The sequence below is a fragment of the Allobosea sp. 10N428 genome, assembly GCF_056394545.1.
Window position 1 is genome coordinate 589,365 of the sequence record NZ_JBFTIC010000002.1, and the last position, 17,824, is coordinate 607,188.

Below are 17,824 nucleotides of genomic sequence, written 5' to 3' on the forward strand. Positions count from 1 at the left end.
AGCCCGGCGGCGCTGCGCCTGTTCTACACCTCGACCACCAGCGCATGCACCAGTGGCTTCTTGCCCCACTCCTCGTTGACAGCGCTGCGCACGCCGCGCTCCAGCGCGTTGCGAAGGGCCTCGGGGTCACGGCGGCGGGCCTTGGGGATGCCGTCGAGCAGTTCACTGACGGTATCGGCGACGTACTCGTCGAAATCCGTGCCATCGCGGGTGCGTGGCGGCAGGCCGAGGACCGCGATTTCCGGCTCGCCCGCGATGCCGCCCTTCTCGTCGACGGCAACCGCGATCGAGACGATGCCGGCGAAGGAGAGCCTCCGGCGCTCCTGCAGCGTCTTCTCAAGGGCGTTCACCAGCAAGGAGCCGTCCTGGTAGAGCCGGCCATGCGGGGCCTCATCGACCTTCCTCGCGCCCTCACCCGAAATCGCGACGACGTCGCCATTGCCGGCGCGCAGCACATGCTTCACGCCAAGGCTACGGGCAAAACTCTCATGCTCGGCGAGATGCAGGTCCTCGCCATGAGCGGGGATCGCGATCTGCGGCTTCAGCCAGCCATAGAGCCGCGCCAGTTCCTCACGGCGGGGATGGCCGGAGACATGCACGAGATGGGTGCGGTCCGTGATGATCTCGATATTGTCGCGGGCCAGCGCATTCAGGATGTTGCCGACCGATTTCTCGTTGCCGGGAATGGTGCGCGACGAGAAGATCACGCGGTCTCCGGCGGAAAGCGCGATCTCGGGATGGTCATCCGCGGCGATGCGCGAGAGCGCGGCGCGCGGCTCGCCCTGGCTGCCGGTCAGCAGCGCCACCACCTTGTCGCGCGGCAGGTAGCCATAGGCATCGACGGGACGGAAGGCAGGGATGCCGTCGAGATAGCCGCATTCGCGGGCCACATCGATGACGCGATCCATCGCGCGGCCGACCACCACCACCTCGCGCTCATTCGCCATGGCGGCCTCGGCGACCGCACGCAGCCGCGCCACGTTGGATGCGAAGGTGGTGACGGCGACACGACCCGGCGCGGAGGCCACCAGCTCCTTCAGCTTGGCGGCGACGTCGGCCTCGCTCGGGCTGATGCCGTCGCGCATGACATTGGTCGAATCGCAGACCAGGGCCAGCACGCCCTCCTCACCGAGTTCGCGCAGGCGCTTTTCGTCGGTCGGCAGGCCGACGCGCGGCGTCGGGTCGATCTTCCAGTCGCCGGTGTGGACGACGAGGCCGGCCGGGGTGCGGATGGCGAGCGCATTCGACTCGGGGATGGAATGCGCAACCGGCACATATTCGATGTCGAACGGCCCGAGCGTGATGCGCCCGCCCTGCGCCACGACGTTGATCTCGACATTGGGCGCGCCGGGCTCGGAGAGCCGGCGCGTCGCGAGGAGGCCTGCGGCGAAGCGCGTGCAGTAGACCGGCGCCCGCAGCGAAGGCCAGAGCGCGGCGAGCGCGCCGATATGGTCCTCATGGGCATGGGTGATGACGATGCCGAGGAGGTTCGCCCGCTCCTCGATGATGTAGCGCAGATCGGGCAGGACGATATCGACGCCCGGCGCTTCCGGGCCGGCGAAGGACAGGCCGCAATCGACCAGGATCCATTTGCGTCTCCCCTCGGGCCCGAAGCCGTAGAGGGCGGCGTTCATGCCGATCTCGCCGAGGCCGCCGAGGGGAACGAAAACGAGCTGGTCGCTGGAGCGGGTCACTGGCAATCCTGAAGGCATGGCAGTCGCCAACAGCGCATCATTGCGCGCCGATGCCGACTTGCCGGGAGATCTTGCGGGATACGCGGTGCATCCCGGACGAAGCGAAGCGGAGATCCGGGATGCATGCCGGCGCGATTCCGGCTCGCGTTCCGGCATGGATCCCGGGTCGTCCTTCGGCCGCCCGGGATGACCGCGTGGAACCGACGAATTCCTCTAGCATGGTCGTGACGCGGCAGGCCAGCATGGCCGCCCGCGCATCTCAGGCCGCTCCAAAGAAGAGATCGCCCGCATCGATGACGCGCCGGCCGGCTTCCGTTTCGAGTTCGAGACGCCCCGTCGGGTCGAGACCGATAAATCGCCCCGCCAGCGGGCCGTCTGGCAGGCGGATGGTGATGGTCTCGCCGAGAAAGGCGGCGCGCTCGAGCCAGGCGGCACGGATCGGCCCGAAGCCACCGGGCTGGGACCAGATGGCGAAGCGCTGGGCGAAGGCGTCGCTCAGCCCCGTCAGCATCGTCTCGACATTGGCCTGCGGCGCTGCCGCCTTGAGGAAGGTCGCGGGATAGGGTGTGTCGGAGGGGCAGGAAGCGATGTTCACGCCGCAGCCGACGATGACGTTGAGCCGCCCTGCCCGGCTCTCGCCTTCGAGCAGCAGGCCCGAGGTCTTGGCGCGATCGAGCAGCAGATCGTTCGGCCATTTCAGCTTCAGCCCGGACGCGGCCGGGCCGAGCAGCTTCGCCGCGGCATCGTGCAGGGCTAGGCCCACGACGAAGCCAAGCTGCGGTGCCAGCGCCGGCTCGCACGGGTCGGTCAGCAGCAGGCTCGCATAGAGATTGCCGCGCGGCGAGCCCCATTGCCGGCCATGCCGGCCTCTGCCGGCATTCTGGCTGCGGGCGACGATCCAGAGCTTGCCGGGCTCGCCCTGATCGAGCGCGCGGCGGGCCTCCTCCATGGTCGAGGCGACCTCGTCGCGGATGATCAGCCGGTAGCCCGCTGCGCGGGCGGCTTCGCCGAGCACGCGCGGTCGGCTCAGAAGAGCGACTTCGCCGCCGCCTCGGCCGCGTTGAAGAGCGGCGCCGGCAGCAACGAAAGCACCAGCACGAAGATGGTCGAGAACAGCAGCACGGTGCGCACGCCGTAATCCGCGGTCTCGAAGGCCGGCTTCGGATCGTCGAAATACATCACCTTGACGAGGCGCAGATAATAATAGGCGCCGACGACGCTGGTGATCACGCCAACGACGGCGAGAACGTAGAGCTTGGCCTCGATCGCGGCGAGGAAGACGTACCACTTCGCCCAGAAGCCGGCGAGCGGCGGGATGCCGGCAAGCGAGAACATCATCATCGACATCGCGAACGCCATCCAGCGATTGGTGCGGGACAGGCCGGCAAGCTCCGAGATGTCCTCGACCAGTTTTCCGTCACGGCGCATCATCAGCACGCAGGCGAAGGCGGCGAGCGTCGTGGCGAGATAGATCGCCATATAGGTCATCACGCCCTGCACGCCGCCGGGGGTGCCGGCGGCGAGACCGACCAGCGCGTAACCCATATTGGCGATCGAGGAATACGCGAGCAGGCGCTTGATATTGCGCTGGCCGATCGCGGCGAAGGCGCCGAGCGCCATCGAGGCGATCGAGATGAAGACGATGATCTGGCGCCAGTCCTGGATCGCGCCCGGGAAGGCGCCGACGAAGATGCGGACCACCATCGCCATGGCAGCCATCTTGGGAGCCGAGGCGAAGAAGGCGGCGACCGGGGTCGGAGCGCCCTCATAGACGTCCGGCGTCCACATGTGGAACGGCACGGCCGAGATCTTGAAGGCGACGCCGGCGGCGATGAACACGATGCCGAAGATCAGGCCGATGCCGGCATGGCCGCCCTGCGTCGCCGCGGCAATGCCGGTGAAGGTGACGGTGCCGGTGAAGCCGTAGACCAGCGAGGCGCCATAGAGCAGCATGCCGGAGGAGAGCGCGCCGAGCACGAAATACTTCAGGCCCGCCTCGGTCGACTTCGCATTGTCGCGGTCGAACGCCGCCACGACATAGAGCGCCAGCGACTGCAGCTCGAGTCCGACATAGAGGCTGATGAGATCGTTGGCCGAGATCATCATCATCATGCCGATGGTCGCGAGCACGACGAGAATGGGGAATTCGAAGCGCATCGCCCCCTCGCGCCGCAGCGTATCGGCGGAGAGAAGGATCGTGGCGCCGGCGCCGATGAGCGTCAGCACCTTCATGAAGCGGGAGAAGCCGTCGGCGATGAAGCCGTTGTTGAAGGTCAGGAGCTTGCCGCCGGCCGAGACGACCAGCACCAAGGCGACCGCGAGCAGCACGAGGGCGAGGCCTTCGAGCAGGCGCGTCGCGCGCTCACCCTGGATCGCGCCGACCAGCACCATCGCGATGGCGCCGACGGCGAGGATGATTTCCGGCAGGGCCGGGCCGAGAGCGGGCAGAGCCATGACGAGACCTTACTGCACGGCCGCCACTGCCGTCTTCGCGACAGTGAGGGCAGCCTGATAGTTCTTGATGAGCGCTTCGGTCGGCGCCGCGAAGGCGTCGAGGATCGTGTGCGGCTGCACGCCGTACCAGATGGTCAGCAGGACGAGCGGGACCAGGATCGCGATCTCGCGGCCGTTCAGGTCCTTGATGTCCTTGAGCTCCGGCTTGACGAGTTCGCCGAAGACGACCCGGCGGTAGAGCCAGAGCGCATAGGCGGCCGAGAGAATGACGCCGGAGGTCGCGAAGAAGGCAACCCAGGGATTGGCGCGGAAGGCGCCGACCAGCGTCAGGAACTCGCCGACGAAACCGGCGGTGCCCGGCAGGCCGACATTGGCCATGGTGAAGACCATGAACACCACCGCGTAGAGCGGCATGCGGTTCACCAGCCCGCCATAGGCCGCGATCTCGCGGGTGTGCATGCGGTCGTAGATCACGCCGACGCAGAGGAAGAGCGCGCCGGAGACGAGGCCATGGCTCATCATCTGGAACATCGCGCCCTGGATGCCCTGCGGCGTCAGGGTGAACAGCCCCATGGTGACGAAGCCCATATGCGCCACCGAGGAGTAGGCGATCAGCTTCTTGATATCCTCCTGCATCAGCGCCACCAGCGAGGTGTAGACGATGGCGATGACGGAGAGCGCGAAGACCAGCGGCGCGAAATAATGCGACGCCTCCGGGAACATCGGGATCGAGAAGCGGATGAAGCCGTAGCCGCCCATCTTCAGCAGAATCGCCGCCAGGATGACGGAACCAGCCGTCGGCGCCTCGACGTGCGCGTCGGGCAGCCAGGTATGGACCGGCCACATCGGCATCTTCACCGCGAAGGAGGCGAAGAAGGCGAGCCACAGCCATGTCTGCATGCCGGCAGGGAATTTGTGGGCGAGCAGCGCCGGAATGTCGGTCGTACCGGCGTTCCAGTACATCGCCATCACCGCCAGCAGCATCAGCACCGAGCCGAGCAGCGTGTAGAGGAAGAACTTGTAGGAGGCGTAGACGCGCCGCTTGCCACCCCAGATGCCGATGATCAGGAACATCGGGATCAGGCCGGCTTCGAAGAACAGGTAGAACAGCACGAGGTCGAGCGCCGCGAAGACGCCGATCATCAGCGTCTCCAGGATCAGGAAGGCGACCATGTACTCTGCCACCCGCTTCTCGACCGAGGTCCAGGAGGCGAGGATGCAGAACGGCATCAGGAACGCCGTCAGCACGATGAAGGGGAAGGAAAAGCCGTCGACGCCAAGCTTGAACTTGATGGCATCGGAGACCCAGCCATGGGTCTCGACCATCTGGAAGCCGGGGTTGGCCGTGTCGAAGCGGCTCCAGGCCACGCAGGCGAGCACGAAGGTCAGCACCGTCGTGATCAGCGCCGCCCAGCGGGCGTTGGAGTCGACCGAGGCCTGATCGCCGCGCTGCGCCAGGATGAAGGCAGCGCCGACCAGCGGCAGGACCAGAAGACCGGTGAGGATACCGAAACCGAAGGACATCATCTCACCCGCGGGTCACAAGATACCAAGTCACCAGCCCGGCGACGCCGATCAGCATCGCGAAGGCATAGTGATAGAGATAGCCGGTCTGCAGCCGGACCACCCGATTGGTCACATCGACCACGCGTGCCGAGATGCCGTCCGGTCCGAGGCCGTCGATGACCAGGCCATCGCCCTTCTTCCAGAGGAAGCGACCGAGCCATTTCGCCGGGCGCACGAACAGGAAGTCGTAGAGCTCGTCGAAGTACCACTTGTTCAGCAGGAACTGGTACAGCGCCGGGTTCGCAGCCGCGAGCTTGCCCGGAATGTCCGGCCGGCGGACATACATCCAGTAGGCGAGCACGAAGCCGATCACCATCGCCACGAACGGCGATGCCACCACCCACTTGGGCACCTCGTGCATGGTGTGCAGGATGTGGTTGTCCTTGCCCATGAACAGGGACGACTTCCAGAAATGCTCGAAGTCGTGGCCGACGAAGTACTCCTTGAAGGCGACGCCAGCGAAGATCGCACCGACCGAAAGCAGGGCGAGCGGCACCAGCATCACCCAAGGGCTCTCATGCGGCGTGTGATCATGGCCGTGGCCGTGAGCGTCATGGCCGTGCGCATGGTCGTCATGGCCGTGCGCGGCATGGGCATGGTCATCGTGACCATGCGAGTCATGGCCATGGCCCCAGCGCGGTGCGCCCTCGAAGGTCATGAAATAGAGCCGCCAGGAATAGAAGGACGTCATGCAGGCGGCGACGACCAGCAGGATGAAGGCATAGGAGCTGGCGAAGCCACCATGCTCGACCGAGGCATAGGCGCTCTCGATGATCGCATCCTTCGAGAAGAAGCCGGCGAAGCCGAAAACCGTCCCGGGGATACCGACGCCGGTCAGCGCCAGGGTGCCGATCGTCATCGCCGCCGCGGTCAGCGGGATGTGCTTACGCAGGCCGCCCATGCGGCGCATGTCCTGCTCGTGGTGCATCGCGTGGATGACCGAGCCGGCGCCCAAGAAGAGCAAGGCCTTGAAGAAGGCGTGGGTGAAGAGGTGGAAGATGCCGGCGCCGTAATTGCCGACGCCGAGCGCGACGAACATGTAGCCGAGCTGCGAGCATGTCGAATACGCGATGACGCGCTTGATGTCATTCTGCACGAGGCCGACCGTCGCGGCGAAGAAGGCCGTGGTCGCGCCGATGACGACAACGACGGTGAGCGCGACGGGAGCATACTCGAAGAGCGGCGACAGGCGCGCCACCATGAAGACACCGGCAGTGACCATGGTCGCGGCATGGATGAGGGCCGAGACCGGGGTCGGGCCTTCCATCGCGTCCGGCAGCCAGGTGTGGAGCAGGAACTGGGCCGACTTGCCCATCGCGCCGACGAACAGCAGCAGGCAGGTCAGGGTCAGCGCGTTCCAGTCATAGCCGAGGAAGCGGAAGCCCTGGTTCACGAACTCGCCGGCGCGCGGGAAGATGGCGTCGAAGGCGACCGAGCCGAACAGCACGAAGACCAGGAACATGCCGAGCGAGAAGCCGAAGTCGCCGACGCGGTTGACGATGAAGGCCTTCATCGCCGCGGCGTTGGCCGAAGGCTTCTGGTACCAGAAGCCGATCAGCAGATAGGAGGCGAGACCGACGCCCTCCCAGCCGAAGAACATCTGGACGAGATTATCCGCCGTCACCAGCATCAGCATCGCGAAGGTGAACAGCGAGAGATAGGCGAAGAAGCGCGGCCGGTGCGGATCCTCGTGCATGTAGCCGATCGAGTAGAGGTGCACGAGCGACGACACGGTGTTGACGACGACCAGCATCACGGCGGTCAGCGTGTCCACGCGGAAGGCCCAGTCGACCTGCAGGCTGCCGGAGGAAATCCAGCTCGCAACCTGGATGCGCGTCGTGCCGGAGCCGAAGCCGACCTGGACGAGGGCGACCCAGGACAGGATTGCCGAGACGATGAGCAGCGAGGTCGTGACGATCTCGGAGCCGCGCGCGCCGATCAGCCGGCCGAACAGGCCGGCGATCAGGAAGCCGATCAGGGGGAGGAAGACGATCAGGTGATACATGGTCGTGAGGTCCAGGCGCCAGGCAGCGCTCAGCCTTTCATCATGTTGATGTCTTCCACCGCGATCGTGCCGCGGTTGCGGAAGTAGACGACGAGAATGGCGAGGCCGATCGCGGCCTCAGCCGCCGCCACCGTGAGCACCAGCAGCGCGAAGACCTGTCCGACGATATCGTTCAGGAAGCTCGAGAAGGCGACGAAGTTCAGGTTGACCGAGAGCAGGATGAGCTCGACCGACATCAGGATGACGATGACGTTCTTGCGGTTGATGAAGATGCCGAGCACGCCGAGCGTGAACAGGATGGCGCTGACGGCGAGATAATGGCCCAGTCCGATCGTCATCATGCCATCTCCTCGGGAACGCCGGCGTGCGAGGGCACCTGCTTGACCTCCATCGCCGCGTCCTTGGTCCGGGCGTTCTGGGTCGGGACGTGCTGGCGCTTGATGCCGTGGCGCTCGCGCAGCGTCAGCACGATCGCGCCGATCATGGCGACCAGCAGCACGAGACCCGCCGCCTGGAAGTAGTAGACATACTGGGTGTAGAGCACGCGGCCGAGCGCCTCGGTATTGGTCATGCCGGCGGGGATCGCGGCGACCGGCGCCTTGACGATCTGCGGGTCGATCACCCAGGCGCCGACGACCAGCAGCAGTTCGACGGCGAAGATGAAGCCGATCAGCGCCCCCACCGGCAGATAGTTCAGAAACCCCTGGCGGAACTCGGCGAAATCGACGTCGAGCATCATCACCACGAAGAGGAAGAGCACCGCGACCGCGCCGACATAGACGACGACCAGCAGCATCGCGAGGAACTCGGCGCCGAGCAGCATGAACAGCCCGGCCGCGTTGACGAAGGCCAGGATCAGGAACAGCACCGAGTGCACGGGATTGCGCGAGGTCACCACCATGAAGGCGGATGCCACGGTAACGCCTGCAAAGAGATAGAAGAAAGCCGCTGCGGCATTCATCTCGGCCAGCCCTTCCCGCCCCTTTTCGGCGCGGTCCTCGTTTGGTTCGTGCGCCGGGACTCAAGGAGCCCGGAGCAATTTGGAGCGTCTATAAACAGGCCCTCCGAACGCGACAACCGCGCGGCGGGTCTGGTCTCGTTCTAGGACGTCATTCTCGGGCGAAGCGAAGCGCAGACCCGAGAATCTCTGGCAGAACGAGGCGTCGGAGCCTCTTCCTGCACGAGATGCTCGGGTCAAGCCCGAGCATGACGGCAGCTACCGATACGGCGCGTCCATCGCGATGTTGCGCGCAATCTCGCGTTCCCAGCGCGCGCCGTTCGCGAGCAGCTTGTCCTTGTCGTAGAACAGCTCCTCGCGGGTTTCGGTCGCGAACTCGAAATTCGGCCCCTCGACGATGGCATCGACCGGGCAGGCCTCCTGACAGAAGCCGCAATAGATGCACTTCGTCATGTCGATGTCGTAACGGGTCGTGCGGCGCGTGCCGTCGTTGCGGCGCGGGCCGGCCTCGATGGTGATGGCCTGCGCCGGGCAGATCGCCTCGCAAAGCTTGCACGCGATGCAGCGCTCCTCGCCGTTCGGATAGCGGCGCAGCGCGTGCTCGCCACGGAAACGTGGCGAGAGCTGGCCCTTCTCGAACGGGTAGTTCAGCGTCGCCTTCGGCTTGAAGAAGTAGCGCATCGACAGGCCGATCGCCCCGACGAACTCCTTCAGCAGCAGGCCCCTTGCGGCTTGCGCGAGTGACATCGCCTTCGTCCTTCCATCCTCAGCCGAACAAAGCCCGGCCGATCACGAAACCCAGGATCGGCGTGAAGCCGATCGTGATTGCCATCAGCGCCCACCGCAGGATGCGGATGCGGCGCTCATAATCATTCTTTTCAGCCTCGGTCGTGGAGTGATCCGTGCGCCTGAGCGCCCCGATCACCACGGCCGTCATCAGCCGGTATTCTAGCAGACCCAGCCCGAAGCCGATCAAGGCACCGAGCGGGCCGGCCATATTCATGCCGTCAGCAGCCTGAGCCACTGAACGGCCTTGTATCCGCCGAAGCCACCGACAACCGCGGCGGCCACCGCCCCTCCGAGCGCCACGTCCAGCGCATCGAAGATCCGGCTTCGCCGCGCCCACCAGCACGCCGAGCCGTAAAGAACCAGTGCTGCGATCATGCCGAATGCAATTCCGGAGATCGCAGCCAAACTCATCCGCCGACCGGCCCCCAGCCAGTCAGCTGCAGCACCAGCGCCACCAGAACGACGCTCGCGATCGAGAGCGGCAGGAAGACCTTCCAGCCCAGGCGCATCAGCTGGTCGTAGCGGTAGCGCGGCACGAAGGCCTTCACCAGCGCGAACATGAAGAAGACGAGGCAGATCTTGAGCGCGAACCAGAACACGCCAGGCAGCCAGGTGAAGGGCGGCAGCGCGACCGGCGGCGCCCAGCCACCGAGGAACAGGATCGTCGTCAGCGAGCACATGGTCATGATCGCCACGTATTCGCCGAGCATGAACAGCAGGTACGGCGTCGAGGAATACTCGACCATGAAGCCCGCCACGAGCTCCGATTCCGCCTCGGCCAGATCGAAGGGCGGTCGGTTCGTCTCGGCCAGCGCCGAGACGAAGAACACGACGAACATCGGGAAGAGCGGCAGGAAGTACCAGTTCAGGATGCTGAGCCAGGGAACGCCGAGCGCATGGGCGAGCCCGCGGTTCTGCTGGGCTTCGACGATGGCCGAGAGGTTCAGCGAGCCGACGCAGAGCAGCACGGTGATGATGACGAAGCCGATCGAGACCTCATAGGACACCATCTGAGCCGCCGAGCGCAGAGCGCTCATGAACGGATATTTCGAGTTCGAGGCCCAGCCGGCCATGATGATGCCGTAGACGCCGAGCGAGGAGATCGCGAGGATATAGAGCACGCCGACATTGATGTCGGCGATGGCCCAGCCTTCCGCCACCGGGATTACCGCCCAGGCGCCGAGCGCCAGCAGGCAGGAGATGAAGGGCGCCAGCAGGAAGAGCCCCTTGTTCGCGCCGGCCGGGATAATCGGCTCCTTGAGCGCGAACTTGATCAGGTCCGCGAAGCTCTGGAACAGGCCCCAGGGACCGACCACGTTCGGGCCGCGGCGCAGTTGCACCGCCGCCCAGACCTTGCGGTCGGCGAGCAGGATATAGGCGATGAAGACCAGTAGGCAGACCAGCAGCAGCAGGCTCTTGCCGAGGATGATCGCGATATCGAGAACGAGGTCCCAGTTCATGGCCGGTTACTCCGCCGCCTGCTGGTGCCGGCCCGAAGCCAGCGCCGAGCATTCCGCCATCACGGCAGAGGCACGTGCGATCGGGTTGGTCTGATAGAAGTCGCTGACGGCCGGGGCGAAGCCCGCCTTGTCGGTCTTGCCGCCGAGGCCGGCAAGCTTGCCGATCTCCGCCGCGTCGTTGGCCGGGAGGCCGTCGAGCGCCGCGAAATGCGGGTGCGCCTCGTAGAGCGCCTTGCGCAGGCCGGACAGCGAGTCGAAGGGCAGCGTCTTGCCGAGCGCCGCGGAGAGCGCACGCAGGATCGCCCAGTCCTCGCGGGCGTCGCCCGGCGGGAAGGTGGCACGATCCGCCATCTGCACCCGGCCTTCGGTGTTCACATAGGTGCCGGACTTTTCGGTATAGGCCGCGCCCGGCAGGATGACGTCGGCGCGGTGAGCGCCCTTGTCGCCATGCGTGCCCTGATAGACCACGAAAGCGCCTTCCGGCACCTCGATCTCGTCGGCGCCGAGCAGGAAGAGCACGTCGAGCGCGCCCGGCTGGGCCATGGCCGCCGCATCCAAACCACCCGAACCCTCAGCGTTTTCTTGCGGCACGAAGCCGAGATCGAGCGCGCCGACGCGGGCGGCGGCGGTGTGGATCACACCGAAGCCGTTCCAGCCTTCGGTGATCGCGCCCAGCGACTGCGCCGCCTTGGCGGCGAGCGAGAGCACGGCCTCGCCATCGGCGCGGGCAAGAGCCCCCTGCCCGATCAGCACCATCGGCTTGCCGCCGACGGCGGCGGCCGACTTGACGATATCGGCCAGCGTCTCCGGGCCGGCGCCGAGATAGTCGTAGGTATAGGTCAGGTCGGCCTTCTCGCCGATGACACCGATCTTGAAGTCGCCGCGCAGCCAGCGCTTGCGGATGCGGGCATTCAGGATCGGCGCCTCGCGGCGCGGGTTCGAGCCGATGATCAGCAGCGAGGTCGCATCTTCGATGCCGGCGATGCCGGCGTTGAGGACGTAGGACGCGCGGCCGAACTTCGGATGGAGCTTCGTGCCATCCTGGCGCGCGTCGAGATTGGCTGAGCCGAGCGAGGCGATCAGCGCCTTCAGCGCGAACATGTCCTCGACCGCGGCGAGATCGCCGGCGATGGCGCCGATCTTCTCCGGAGCGGCAGCCTTCACCTTGGCGGCGATGGCGGCGAAAGCCTCGTTCCAGCTCGCGGGACGCAGACGGCCGTTCTCGCGGATATAGGGCCGGTCGAGACGCTGGGTCTTGAGACCGTCGGCGACGTGGCGGGTCTTGTCGGAGATCCACTCCTCGTTCACCGCCTCATTGAGGCGCGGCAGGATGCGCATCACTTCCTTGCCGCGCGAGTCGACGCGGATCGCCGAGCCGACCGCATCCATCACGTCGATGCTCTCGGTCTTGGAGAGCTCCCACGGGCGGGCCTTGTTCTGATACGGCTTCGAGGTCAGCGCGCCGACGGGGCAGAGATCGACGATATTGCTCTGCAGTTCAGAGCTCATCGCGTGCTCGAGATAGGTCGTGATCTCCATATCCTCGCCGCGGCCGATGGCGCCGAGATCGGAGGCGCCGGCGACCTCGGTGGTGAAGCGGACGCAGCGCGTGCACTGGATGCAGCGCGTCATCGTCGTCTTGACCAGCGGGCCGATATACTTGTCCTCTACCGCGCGCTTGTTCTCCGCGAAGCGCGAGGTATCCGCGCCATAGGCCATGGCCTGGTCCTGCAGGTCGCACTCGCCGCCCTGATCGCAGATCGGGCAATCCAGCGGGTGGTTGATGAGCAGGAACTCCATCACCCCCTCGCGCGCCTTCTTGACCATCGGCGACTTGGTCGAGACGACCGGCGGCTCGCCGTTCGGGCCGGGGCGCAGGTCGCGCACGCCGATGGCGCAGGAGGCCTGCGGCTTCGGCGGGCCACCCTTCACCTCGACGAGGCACATGCGGCAGTTGCCGGCGATCGAGAGCCGCTCGTGGAAGCAGAAGCGCGGCACCTCGACGCCCGCCGCCTCGCAGGCCTGGAGCACCGTGTATTCGGCGGGTACGTCGACCTCGATGCCGTCGATGAGGAGTTTCGTCATGGTCTCACTCCGCCGCCATCAGGCGCACAGGCTCGCCGTGCGGGTTGGCGGCATAGTCGTCGATGCGCTGCTCGATTTCGTGACGGAAATGCGCGATCAGGCCCTGGATCGGCCAAGCCGCGGCGTCGCCGAGCGCGCAGATCGTATGGCCCTCGATCTGCTTGGTGACGTCGAGCAGCATGTCGATCTCGCGCTTCTGGGCGCGGCCTTCGGCCATGCGCTCCATGACGCGCCACATCCAGCCCGTGCCTTCGCGGCAGGGCGTGCACTGGCCGCAGCTCTCATGCTTGTAGAAATGGCTGATGCGGGCGATGGCGCGGACGATGTCGGTCGACTTGTCCATCACGATCACCGCCGCCGTGCCGAGGCCCGAGCGCAGCTTCGAGAGAGAGTCGAAATCCATCGGCGTGTCGATGATCTGCTCGGCCGGCACCATGCGCACCGAGGAACCGCCGGGGATGACCGCCTTCAGATTGTCCCAGCCGCCGCGGATGCCGCCGCAATGCTTTTCGATCAGCTCGCGGAAGGGAATGCCCATCGCCTCTTCGACGTTGCAGGGCTTGTTCACATGGCCGGAGACGCAGAAGAGCTTGGTGCCGACATTGTTCGGCGTGCCGATCGACGAGAACCAGCTCGCGCCGCGGCGCAGGATGGTCGGAGCGACCGCGATCGACTCGACGTTGTTCACCGTGGTCGGGCAGCCATAGAGGCCCATATTGGCGGGGAATGGCGGCTTCAGCCGCGGCATGCCCTTCTTGCCCTCGAGGCTCTCCAGCAGCGCCGTCTCTTCGCCGCAGATATAGGCGCCGGCGCCATGATGCACATAGAGATCAAAGGGATAGCCGTGGACGTTGTCCTTGCCGATGAGCTTGGCCTCATAGGCCTCGTCGACGGCGCGCTGCAGCGCCTCGCGCTCGCGGATATATTCGCCGCGGATATAGATGTAGGCCGCATGCGCGCCCATGGCGAAGGAGGCGATCAGGCAGCCCTCGACCAGCGTATGCGGGTCGTTGCGCATGATCTCGCGGTCTTTGCAGGTGCCGGGCTCCGACTCGTCGGCGTTGACGACGAGGTAATGCGGACGCCCGTCGCTCTGCTTGGGCATGAACGACCATTTCAGCCCGGTCGGGAAGCCGGCGCCGCCACGGCCGCGCAGGCCGGACTTCTTCATCTCGTCGATGATCCAGTCCCGGCCCTGCTCCAGCAGGAACTTGGTGCCATCCCAGGCGCCGCGCTGGATCGCACCCTGCAGGGTACGGTCGTGCAGGCCGTAGAGATTGGTGAAGATGCGATCGCGATCTGCGAGCATGTCCTAGTGCCTCACTCTGCCGGCTTGTCGCCAAGCTTCGACTCGGGGCGCCAGCCCGTCGCGAGCTTCTTCGACTGAGCAATCCAGTCGTCGCGCACCGCCCTGCCCTTGAAGCCGGTCAGGCGTGCATCAACCCAGGCGAGCTCCGCCGGTGTCCATTTGGCGATCTGGTCGTAGTGCCAGATCCCCATCTCATTGAGCATCTCGGCGAGCTTCGGCCCGACGCCCCAGATCAGTTCGAGATCGTCGCCCTCGCCGCCGCGCGCAGCGGTCAGCAGCTCGGGCTTGCTCTCCTCGACGGCGGGCTCGGCCTTTGTCGCAACGGCAGGCTTGGCAGCCTCGGCAACATCCTTCTTCTCGACCTTGCCCTTGGCGGCCGGCGTGTCGTTGGCGGCACTGGAAGGCTGGGCCGGCTCGGACGGCTTCGGCCGGGCTGCGGCGGCCGTCTCGCTGGCGGGCTTTTCGGCAACCGCAGCCGGCGTGGCCTCGGCCTTCTTCGCCTCGGCTTCTGCAGCCTTCTTCGCTTCCGCCTCGGCGGCAGCCTTGGCGGCAGCGGCTTCGGCAGCAGCCTTGCGCTGCTCGCCAATGCGCTTCTGCCAGTCGCCGGCGCCGATCATCGAGCCGTCATAGAGGGCCTTGTCGGTCAGCGTCTGCGGGCCGCCTTCCGGCTCGGAGCCGGTGCGGCCATTCTGCGGGCCGGGCTTGACGGCGCGGCCATTGCGGAGATCGTCGAGGAGCTGGCGGAAATTCGCCGGCGTCAGGTCCTCGTAGTAGTCGACATTGATCTGCGCCATCGGCGCGTTACAGCAGGCGCCCAAGCACTCGACCTCGAGCCAGGAGAGCTTGCCGTCGGCGGTCACGGTCGATTGCGGGCCGATGACGTCCTCGCAGACCTTCTTCAGCGCCTCGGCGCCGCGCAGCGCGCAGGGCGTCGTACCGCAGAGCTGGACGAAATACTCGCCCACCGGCTGCAGGTTGAACATGGTGTAGAAGGTCGCGACCTCCAGCACCCGCATCGGCGCCATGCCCAAACGCTTGGCGACGGTCTCGATCACGGCGCGCGAGACCCAGCCCTCCTGCTCCTGTGCCTTCCACAAAAGCGGGATGACGGCGGAAGCCTGGCGGCCGGCCGGATACTTGGCGATCTGCTGGTCGATCCAGTTCTCATTCGCCGCGGTGAAGGCGAAGGAGGCCGGTTGGACAGGATCAGGCGCGAGACGACGGACGGACATTAGCGGTCCACCTCACCAAAGACGATATCGAGGGAGCCGAGGATCGCGGAGACGTCGGCTAGCATGTGCTTGCGGCACATGAAATCCATGGCCTGGAGATGGGCGAAGCCCGGGGCCTTGATCTTGCAGCGATAGGGCTTGTTGGTGCCGTCCGAGACCAGATAGACGCCGAATTCGCCCTTCGGCGCCTCGACCGCGGCATAGACCTCGCCGGCCGGGACCTTGTAGCCCTCGGTGTAGAGCTTGAAGTGGTGGATCAGCGCTTCCATCGAGCGCTTCATCTCGCCGCGCTTGGGCGGCACCATCTTGCCGTCGAGCGAGGAGACCGGGCCGCCGCCATCGGCTGCCAGCAGCTTCTCGCAGCACTGCTTCATGATGCGCACCGACTGACGCATCTCTTCCATGCGGATGTGGTAGCGGTCGTAGCAGTCGCCGTTCTTGCCGACGGGAACGTCGAATTCCATCTCCTCGTAGCACTCGTAGGGCTGCGACTTGCGCAGGTCCCATGGCGCGCCGGAGCCGCGCACCATCACGCCCGAGAAGCCCCATTTCCAGCAGGTCTCGAGATCGACCACGCCGATATCGACGTTGCGCTGCTTGAAGATGCGGTTGTCGCTGAGCAGTCCTTCAAGGTCGTCGCAGACCTTGAGGAACGGATCGCACCATTCGGCGATGTCGTGGATCAGCGAGACCGGGATGTCCTGGTGCACGCCGCCGGGCCGGACATAGGCCGCGTGCATGCGCGCACCGCAGGCCCGCTCGTAGAAGATCATCAGCTTCTCGCGTTCCTCGAAGCCCCAGAGCGGGGGCGTGAGGGCGCCGACGTCCATCGCCTGCGTGGTGACGTTCAGCAGATGCGAGAGGATGCGGCCGATCTCGGAATAGAGCACGCGGATGAGCTGGCCGCGGCGCGGCACGGTCACGCCGGCGAGACGCTCGACCGCGAGCGAATAGGCATGCTCCTGATTCATCGGCGCGACATAGTCGAGCCGGTCGAAATAGGGCAGCGCCTGCAGATAGGTCTTGGCCTCGATCAGCTTCTCGGTGCCACGATGCAGCAGGCCGATATGCGGATCGACGCGCTCGACCACCTCGCCGTCGAGTTCCAGCACGAGACGCAGCACGCCATGCGCCGCCGGGTGCTGCGGACCGAAGTTGATCGAGAAGTTGCGGATATTGTGCTCGGTCATGCCGTGCCGCCCTGCATTGCCGCGACGCGGGCCAGGAACTCGTCCCCGGTCAGCCGTGGCCGCTCGCCGGCAAACGCATAGAGCGCCGGCTTTTCATCGATGAAGATCTCCGCGACGAAGGCGAAGGACGACGGGTCGTCGAAGCTTTGGAAGGCCACCGCGACATGGCCGTCCTCGCCCTCACGCAGGCGCCAGAACAGGCTCGACCCGCAGGTCTTGCAGAAGACCCGCTCGCCCCAGTCGGAGGACGGATAGACGCTGAGTGCCTGCTCGTCCGCAACAGATACGCCGGAGCACGGCACCGCCATGAAGACGCCGCCGCTCCATTTCCGGCACATGCCGCAATGGCAGACGTCCATCTCCTGCTTCTCGGGCGTCGCGGTGAAGCGCACCGCGCCGCAAAGGCAGCCGCCGGAGAGGGTTTGGTGGCCAGCCGCCATCACGCCCCCTTCGCCTTCTCGTCACCGGGCAGCACGTAGTCCGTGCCCTCCCAAGGCGAGAGGAAATCGAAGTTGCGGAATTCCTGGTTGAGCTTCACCGGCTCGTACACGACGCGCTTCTGCTCGTCGTCGTAGCGCACCTCGACGAAGCCGGTCAGCGGGAAGTCCTTGCGCAGCGGATAACCCTCAAAGCCGTAATCGGTAAGGATGCGGCGCAAATCCGGGTGGCCGGAAAACAGGATGCCGTAGAAATCGTAGGCCTCGCGCTCGAACCAGTTTGCCGCCGGGAATACGTCGACGACAGAGGGAACGGGCGTCGCCTCGTCGGTCTGCACCTTCACGCGCACGCGGCGGTTATGGTGCGGTGCCAGCAGATGGTAGACCACGTCGAAGCGCTTCTCGCGGCCCGGATAATCGGCGCCGGCGATGTCGGTGAAATTGACGAAGCGGAAGCGCGGATCGCTGTAGAGCACCCGCAGGACCTCGACGATCGTAGCTGCCTCGGCATGAACCGTCAGCTCGTCGAAAGCGACGACCGCCTCCGTCACCGCGCCGGGCAGCGCGGCCTTGATCTCTTCGCCGAGTTTTACGAGCGCTTCGCTCATCGTCTCACCTTCATCGCCTGCAGCATCGACCGACGGA

General features: G+C 65.9%; 17 protein-coding genes. All 17 read right to left on the reverse strand.

What is annotated here, in order from left to right; translation table 11 throughout:
* Positions 1-23: 23 nt before the first annotated feature.
* On the reverse strand, positions 24-1,694 hold the full coding sequence (locus AC1DDA_RS09205) for a ribonuclease J (RefSeq protein ID WP_476795518.1): 1,671 nt from the start codon (positions 1,692-1,694) through the stop codon (positions 24-26).
* A gap of 259 nt (positions 1,695-1,953) precedes the next feature.
* The gene (locus AC1DDA_RS09210) at positions 1,954-2,709 is read right to left on the reverse strand and encodes a biotin--[acetyl-CoA-carboxylase] ligase (protein ID WP_476795519.1); all 756 of its coding nucleotides are present in this window, start codon (positions 2,707-2,709) and stop codon (positions 1,954-1,956) included.
* 11 nt (positions 2,710-2,720) lie between these two features.
* Entirely contained in the window at positions 2,721-4,148 is a 1,428-nt protein-coding gene (gene nuoN / locus AC1DDA_RS09215; protein ID WP_441512674.1) for an NADH-quinone oxidoreductase subunit NuoN, read from the reverse strand.
* Positions 4,149-4,157: 9 nt separating this feature from the next.
* Positions 4,158-5,672, reverse strand: a complete 1,515-nt coding sequence (locus AC1DDA_RS09220; RefSeq protein WP_441470614.1) for an NADH-quinone oxidoreductase subunit M — start codon at positions 5,670-5,672, stop codon at positions 4,158-4,160.
* 4 nt (positions 5,673-5,676) lie between these two features.
* Positions 5,677-7,719, reverse strand: coding sequence for an NADH-quinone oxidoreductase subunit L (gene nuoL, locus AC1DDA_RS09225; protein WP_476795520.1), 2,043 nt, complete (start codon positions 7,717-7,719; stop codon positions 5,677-5,679).
* A gap of 29 nt (positions 7,720-7,748) precedes the next feature.
* Positions 7,749-8,057, reverse strand: coding sequence for an NADH-quinone oxidoreductase subunit NuoK (gene nuoK / locus AC1DDA_RS09230; protein ID WP_061968159.1), 309 nt, complete (start codon positions 8,055-8,057; stop codon positions 7,749-7,751).
* Positions 8,057-8,680: an NADH-quinone oxidoreductase subunit J gene (locus AC1DDA_RS09235; protein ID WP_476795521.1), complete on the reverse strand. Its 624-nt coding sequence runs from the start codon at positions 8,678-8,680 to the stop codon at positions 8,057-8,059. Before AC1DDA_RS09235 ends, nuoK begins: the two co-directional genes overlap by 1 nt.
* A 255-nt stretch (positions 8,681-8,935) precedes the next feature.
* The gene (nuoI, locus tag AC1DDA_RS09240; protein ID WP_038367698.1) at positions 8,936-9,424 is read right to left on the reverse strand and encodes an NADH-quinone oxidoreductase subunit NuoI; all 489 of its coding nucleotides are present in this window, start codon (positions 9,422-9,424) and stop codon (positions 8,936-8,938) included.
* A gap of 19 nt (positions 9,425-9,443) precedes the next feature.
* Entirely contained in the window at positions 9,444-9,674 is a 231-nt protein-coding gene (locus AC1DDA_RS09245; protein ID WP_476795522.1) for a hypothetical protein, read from the reverse strand.
* Between the two features lie 2 nt (positions 9,675-9,676).
* The gene (locus tag AC1DDA_RS09250; RefSeq protein ID WP_476795523.1) at positions 9,677-9,841 is read right to left on the reverse strand and encodes a hypothetical protein; all 165 of its coding nucleotides are present in this window, start codon (positions 9,839-9,841) and stop codon (positions 9,677-9,679) included.
* Positions 9,842-9,873: 32 nt separating this feature from the next.
* A complete protein-coding gene (gene nuoH / locus AC1DDA_RS09255) occupies positions 9,874-10,926 on the reverse strand; it encodes an NADH-quinone oxidoreductase subunit NuoH (protein WP_441512679.1) in 1,053 nt (350 codons plus the stop codon).
* A 6-nt stretch (positions 10,927-10,932) separates the two neighbouring features.
* The gene (nuoG, locus tag AC1DDA_RS09260) at positions 10,933-13,011 is read right to left on the reverse strand and encodes an NADH-quinone oxidoreductase subunit NuoG (protein ID WP_476795524.1); all 2,079 of its coding nucleotides are present in this window, start codon (positions 13,009-13,011) and stop codon (positions 10,933-10,935) included.
* A 4-nt stretch (positions 13,012-13,015) separates the two neighbouring features.
* Positions 13,016-14,320: an NADH-quinone oxidoreductase subunit NuoF gene (gene nuoF / locus AC1DDA_RS09265; RefSeq protein WP_476795525.1), complete on the reverse strand. Its 1,305-nt coding sequence runs from the start codon at positions 14,318-14,320 to the stop codon at positions 13,016-13,018.
* 11 nt (positions 14,321-14,331) lie between these two features.
* Complete coding sequence (gene nuoE, locus AC1DDA_RS09270; RefSeq protein WP_476795526.1) at positions 14,332-15,552, reverse strand: NADH-quinone oxidoreductase subunit NuoE; 1,221 nt, start codon at positions 15,550-15,552, stop codon at positions 14,332-14,334.
* Positions 15,552-16,742, reverse strand: coding sequence for an NADH-quinone oxidoreductase subunit D (locus AC1DDA_RS09275; RefSeq protein ID WP_476795527.1), 1,191 nt, complete (start codon positions 16,740-16,742; stop codon positions 15,552-15,554). Before AC1DDA_RS09275 ends, nuoE begins: the two co-directional genes overlap by 1 nt.
* Complete coding sequence (locus AC1DDA_RS09280; protein ID WP_476795528.1) at positions 16,739-17,182, reverse strand: GFA family protein; 444 nt, start codon at positions 17,180-17,182, stop codon at positions 16,739-16,741. The genes AC1DDA_RS09275 and AC1DDA_RS09280 overlap by 4 nt, the downstream gene beginning before the upstream one ends.
* Positions 17,182-17,787 carry an NADH-quinone oxidoreductase subunit C gene (locus AC1DDA_RS09285; RefSeq protein WP_476795529.1) on the reverse strand — a complete coding sequence of 202 codons (606 nt, stop codon included), beginning with the start codon at positions 17,785-17,787 and terminating at the stop codon, positions 17,182-17,184. Before AC1DDA_RS09285 ends, AC1DDA_RS09280 begins: the two co-directional genes overlap by 1 nt.
* Positions 17,788-17,824: the final 37 nt, after the last annotated feature.

Excerpts from the sequence above, each read along its gene's own strand:
- AC1DDA_RS09220 (WP_441470614.1), bottom strand. The coding sequence starts at position 5,672 with ATGTCCTTCGGTTTCGGTATCCTCACCGGTCTTCTGGTCCTGCCGCTG.
- nuoN (WP_441512674.1), bottom strand. The coding sequence starts at position 4,148 with ATGGCTCTGCCCGCTCTCGGCCCGGCCCTGCCGGAAATCATCCTCGCC.
- nuoH (WP_441512679.1), bottom strand. The coding sequence starts at position 10,926 with ATGAACTGGGACCTCGTTCTCGATATCGCGATCATCCTCGGCAAGAGC.
- nuoE (WP_476795526.1), bottom strand. The coding sequence starts at position 15,552 with ATGTCCGTCCGTCGTCTCGCGCCTGATCCTGTCCAACCGGCCTCCTTC.
- AC1DDA_RS09285 (WP_476795529.1), bottom strand. The coding sequence starts at position 17,787 with ATGAGCGAAGCGCTCGTAAAACTCGGCGAAGAGATCAAGGCCGCGCTG.
- AC1DDA_RS09275 (WP_476795527.1), bottom strand. The coding sequence starts at position 16,742 with ATGACCGAGCACAATATCCGCAACTTCTCGATCAACTTCGGTCCGCAG.
- nuoF (WP_476795525.1), bottom strand. The coding sequence starts at position 14,320 with ATGCTCGCAGATCGCGATCGCATCTTCACCAATCTCTACGGCCTGCAC.
- AC1DDA_RS09245 (WP_476795522.1), bottom strand. The coding sequence starts at position 9,674 with ATGGCCGGCCCGCTCGGTGCCTTGATCGGCTTCGGGCTGGGTCTGCTA.
- nuoL (WP_476795520.1), bottom strand. The coding sequence starts at position 7,719 with ATGTATCACCTGATCGTCTTCCTCCCCCTGATCGGCTTCCTGATCGCC.
- AC1DDA_RS09250 (WP_476795523.1), bottom strand. The coding sequence starts at position 9,841 with ATGATCGCAGCACTGGTTCTTTACGGCTCGGCGTGCTGGTGGGCGCGG.
- nuoK (WP_061968159.1), bottom strand. The coding sequence starts at position 8,057 with ATGACGATCGGACTGGGCCATTATCTCGCCGTCAGCGCCATCCTGTTC.
- AC1DDA_RS09235 (WP_476795521.1), bottom strand. The coding sequence starts at position 8,680 with ATGAATGCCGCAGCGGCTTTCTTCTATCTCTTTGCAGGCGTTACCGTG.
- nuoG (WP_476795524.1), bottom strand. The coding sequence starts at position 13,011 with ATGACGAAACTCCTCATCGACGGCATCGAGGTCGACGTACCCGCCGAA.
- nuoI (WP_038367698.1), bottom strand. The coding sequence starts at position 9,424 with ATGTCACTCGCGCAAGCCGCAAGGGGCCTGCTGCTGAAGGAGTTCGTC.
- AC1DDA_RS09280 (WP_476795528.1), bottom strand. The coding sequence starts at position 17,182 with ATGGCGGCTGGCCACCAAACCCTCTCCGGCGGCTGCCTTTGCGGCGCG.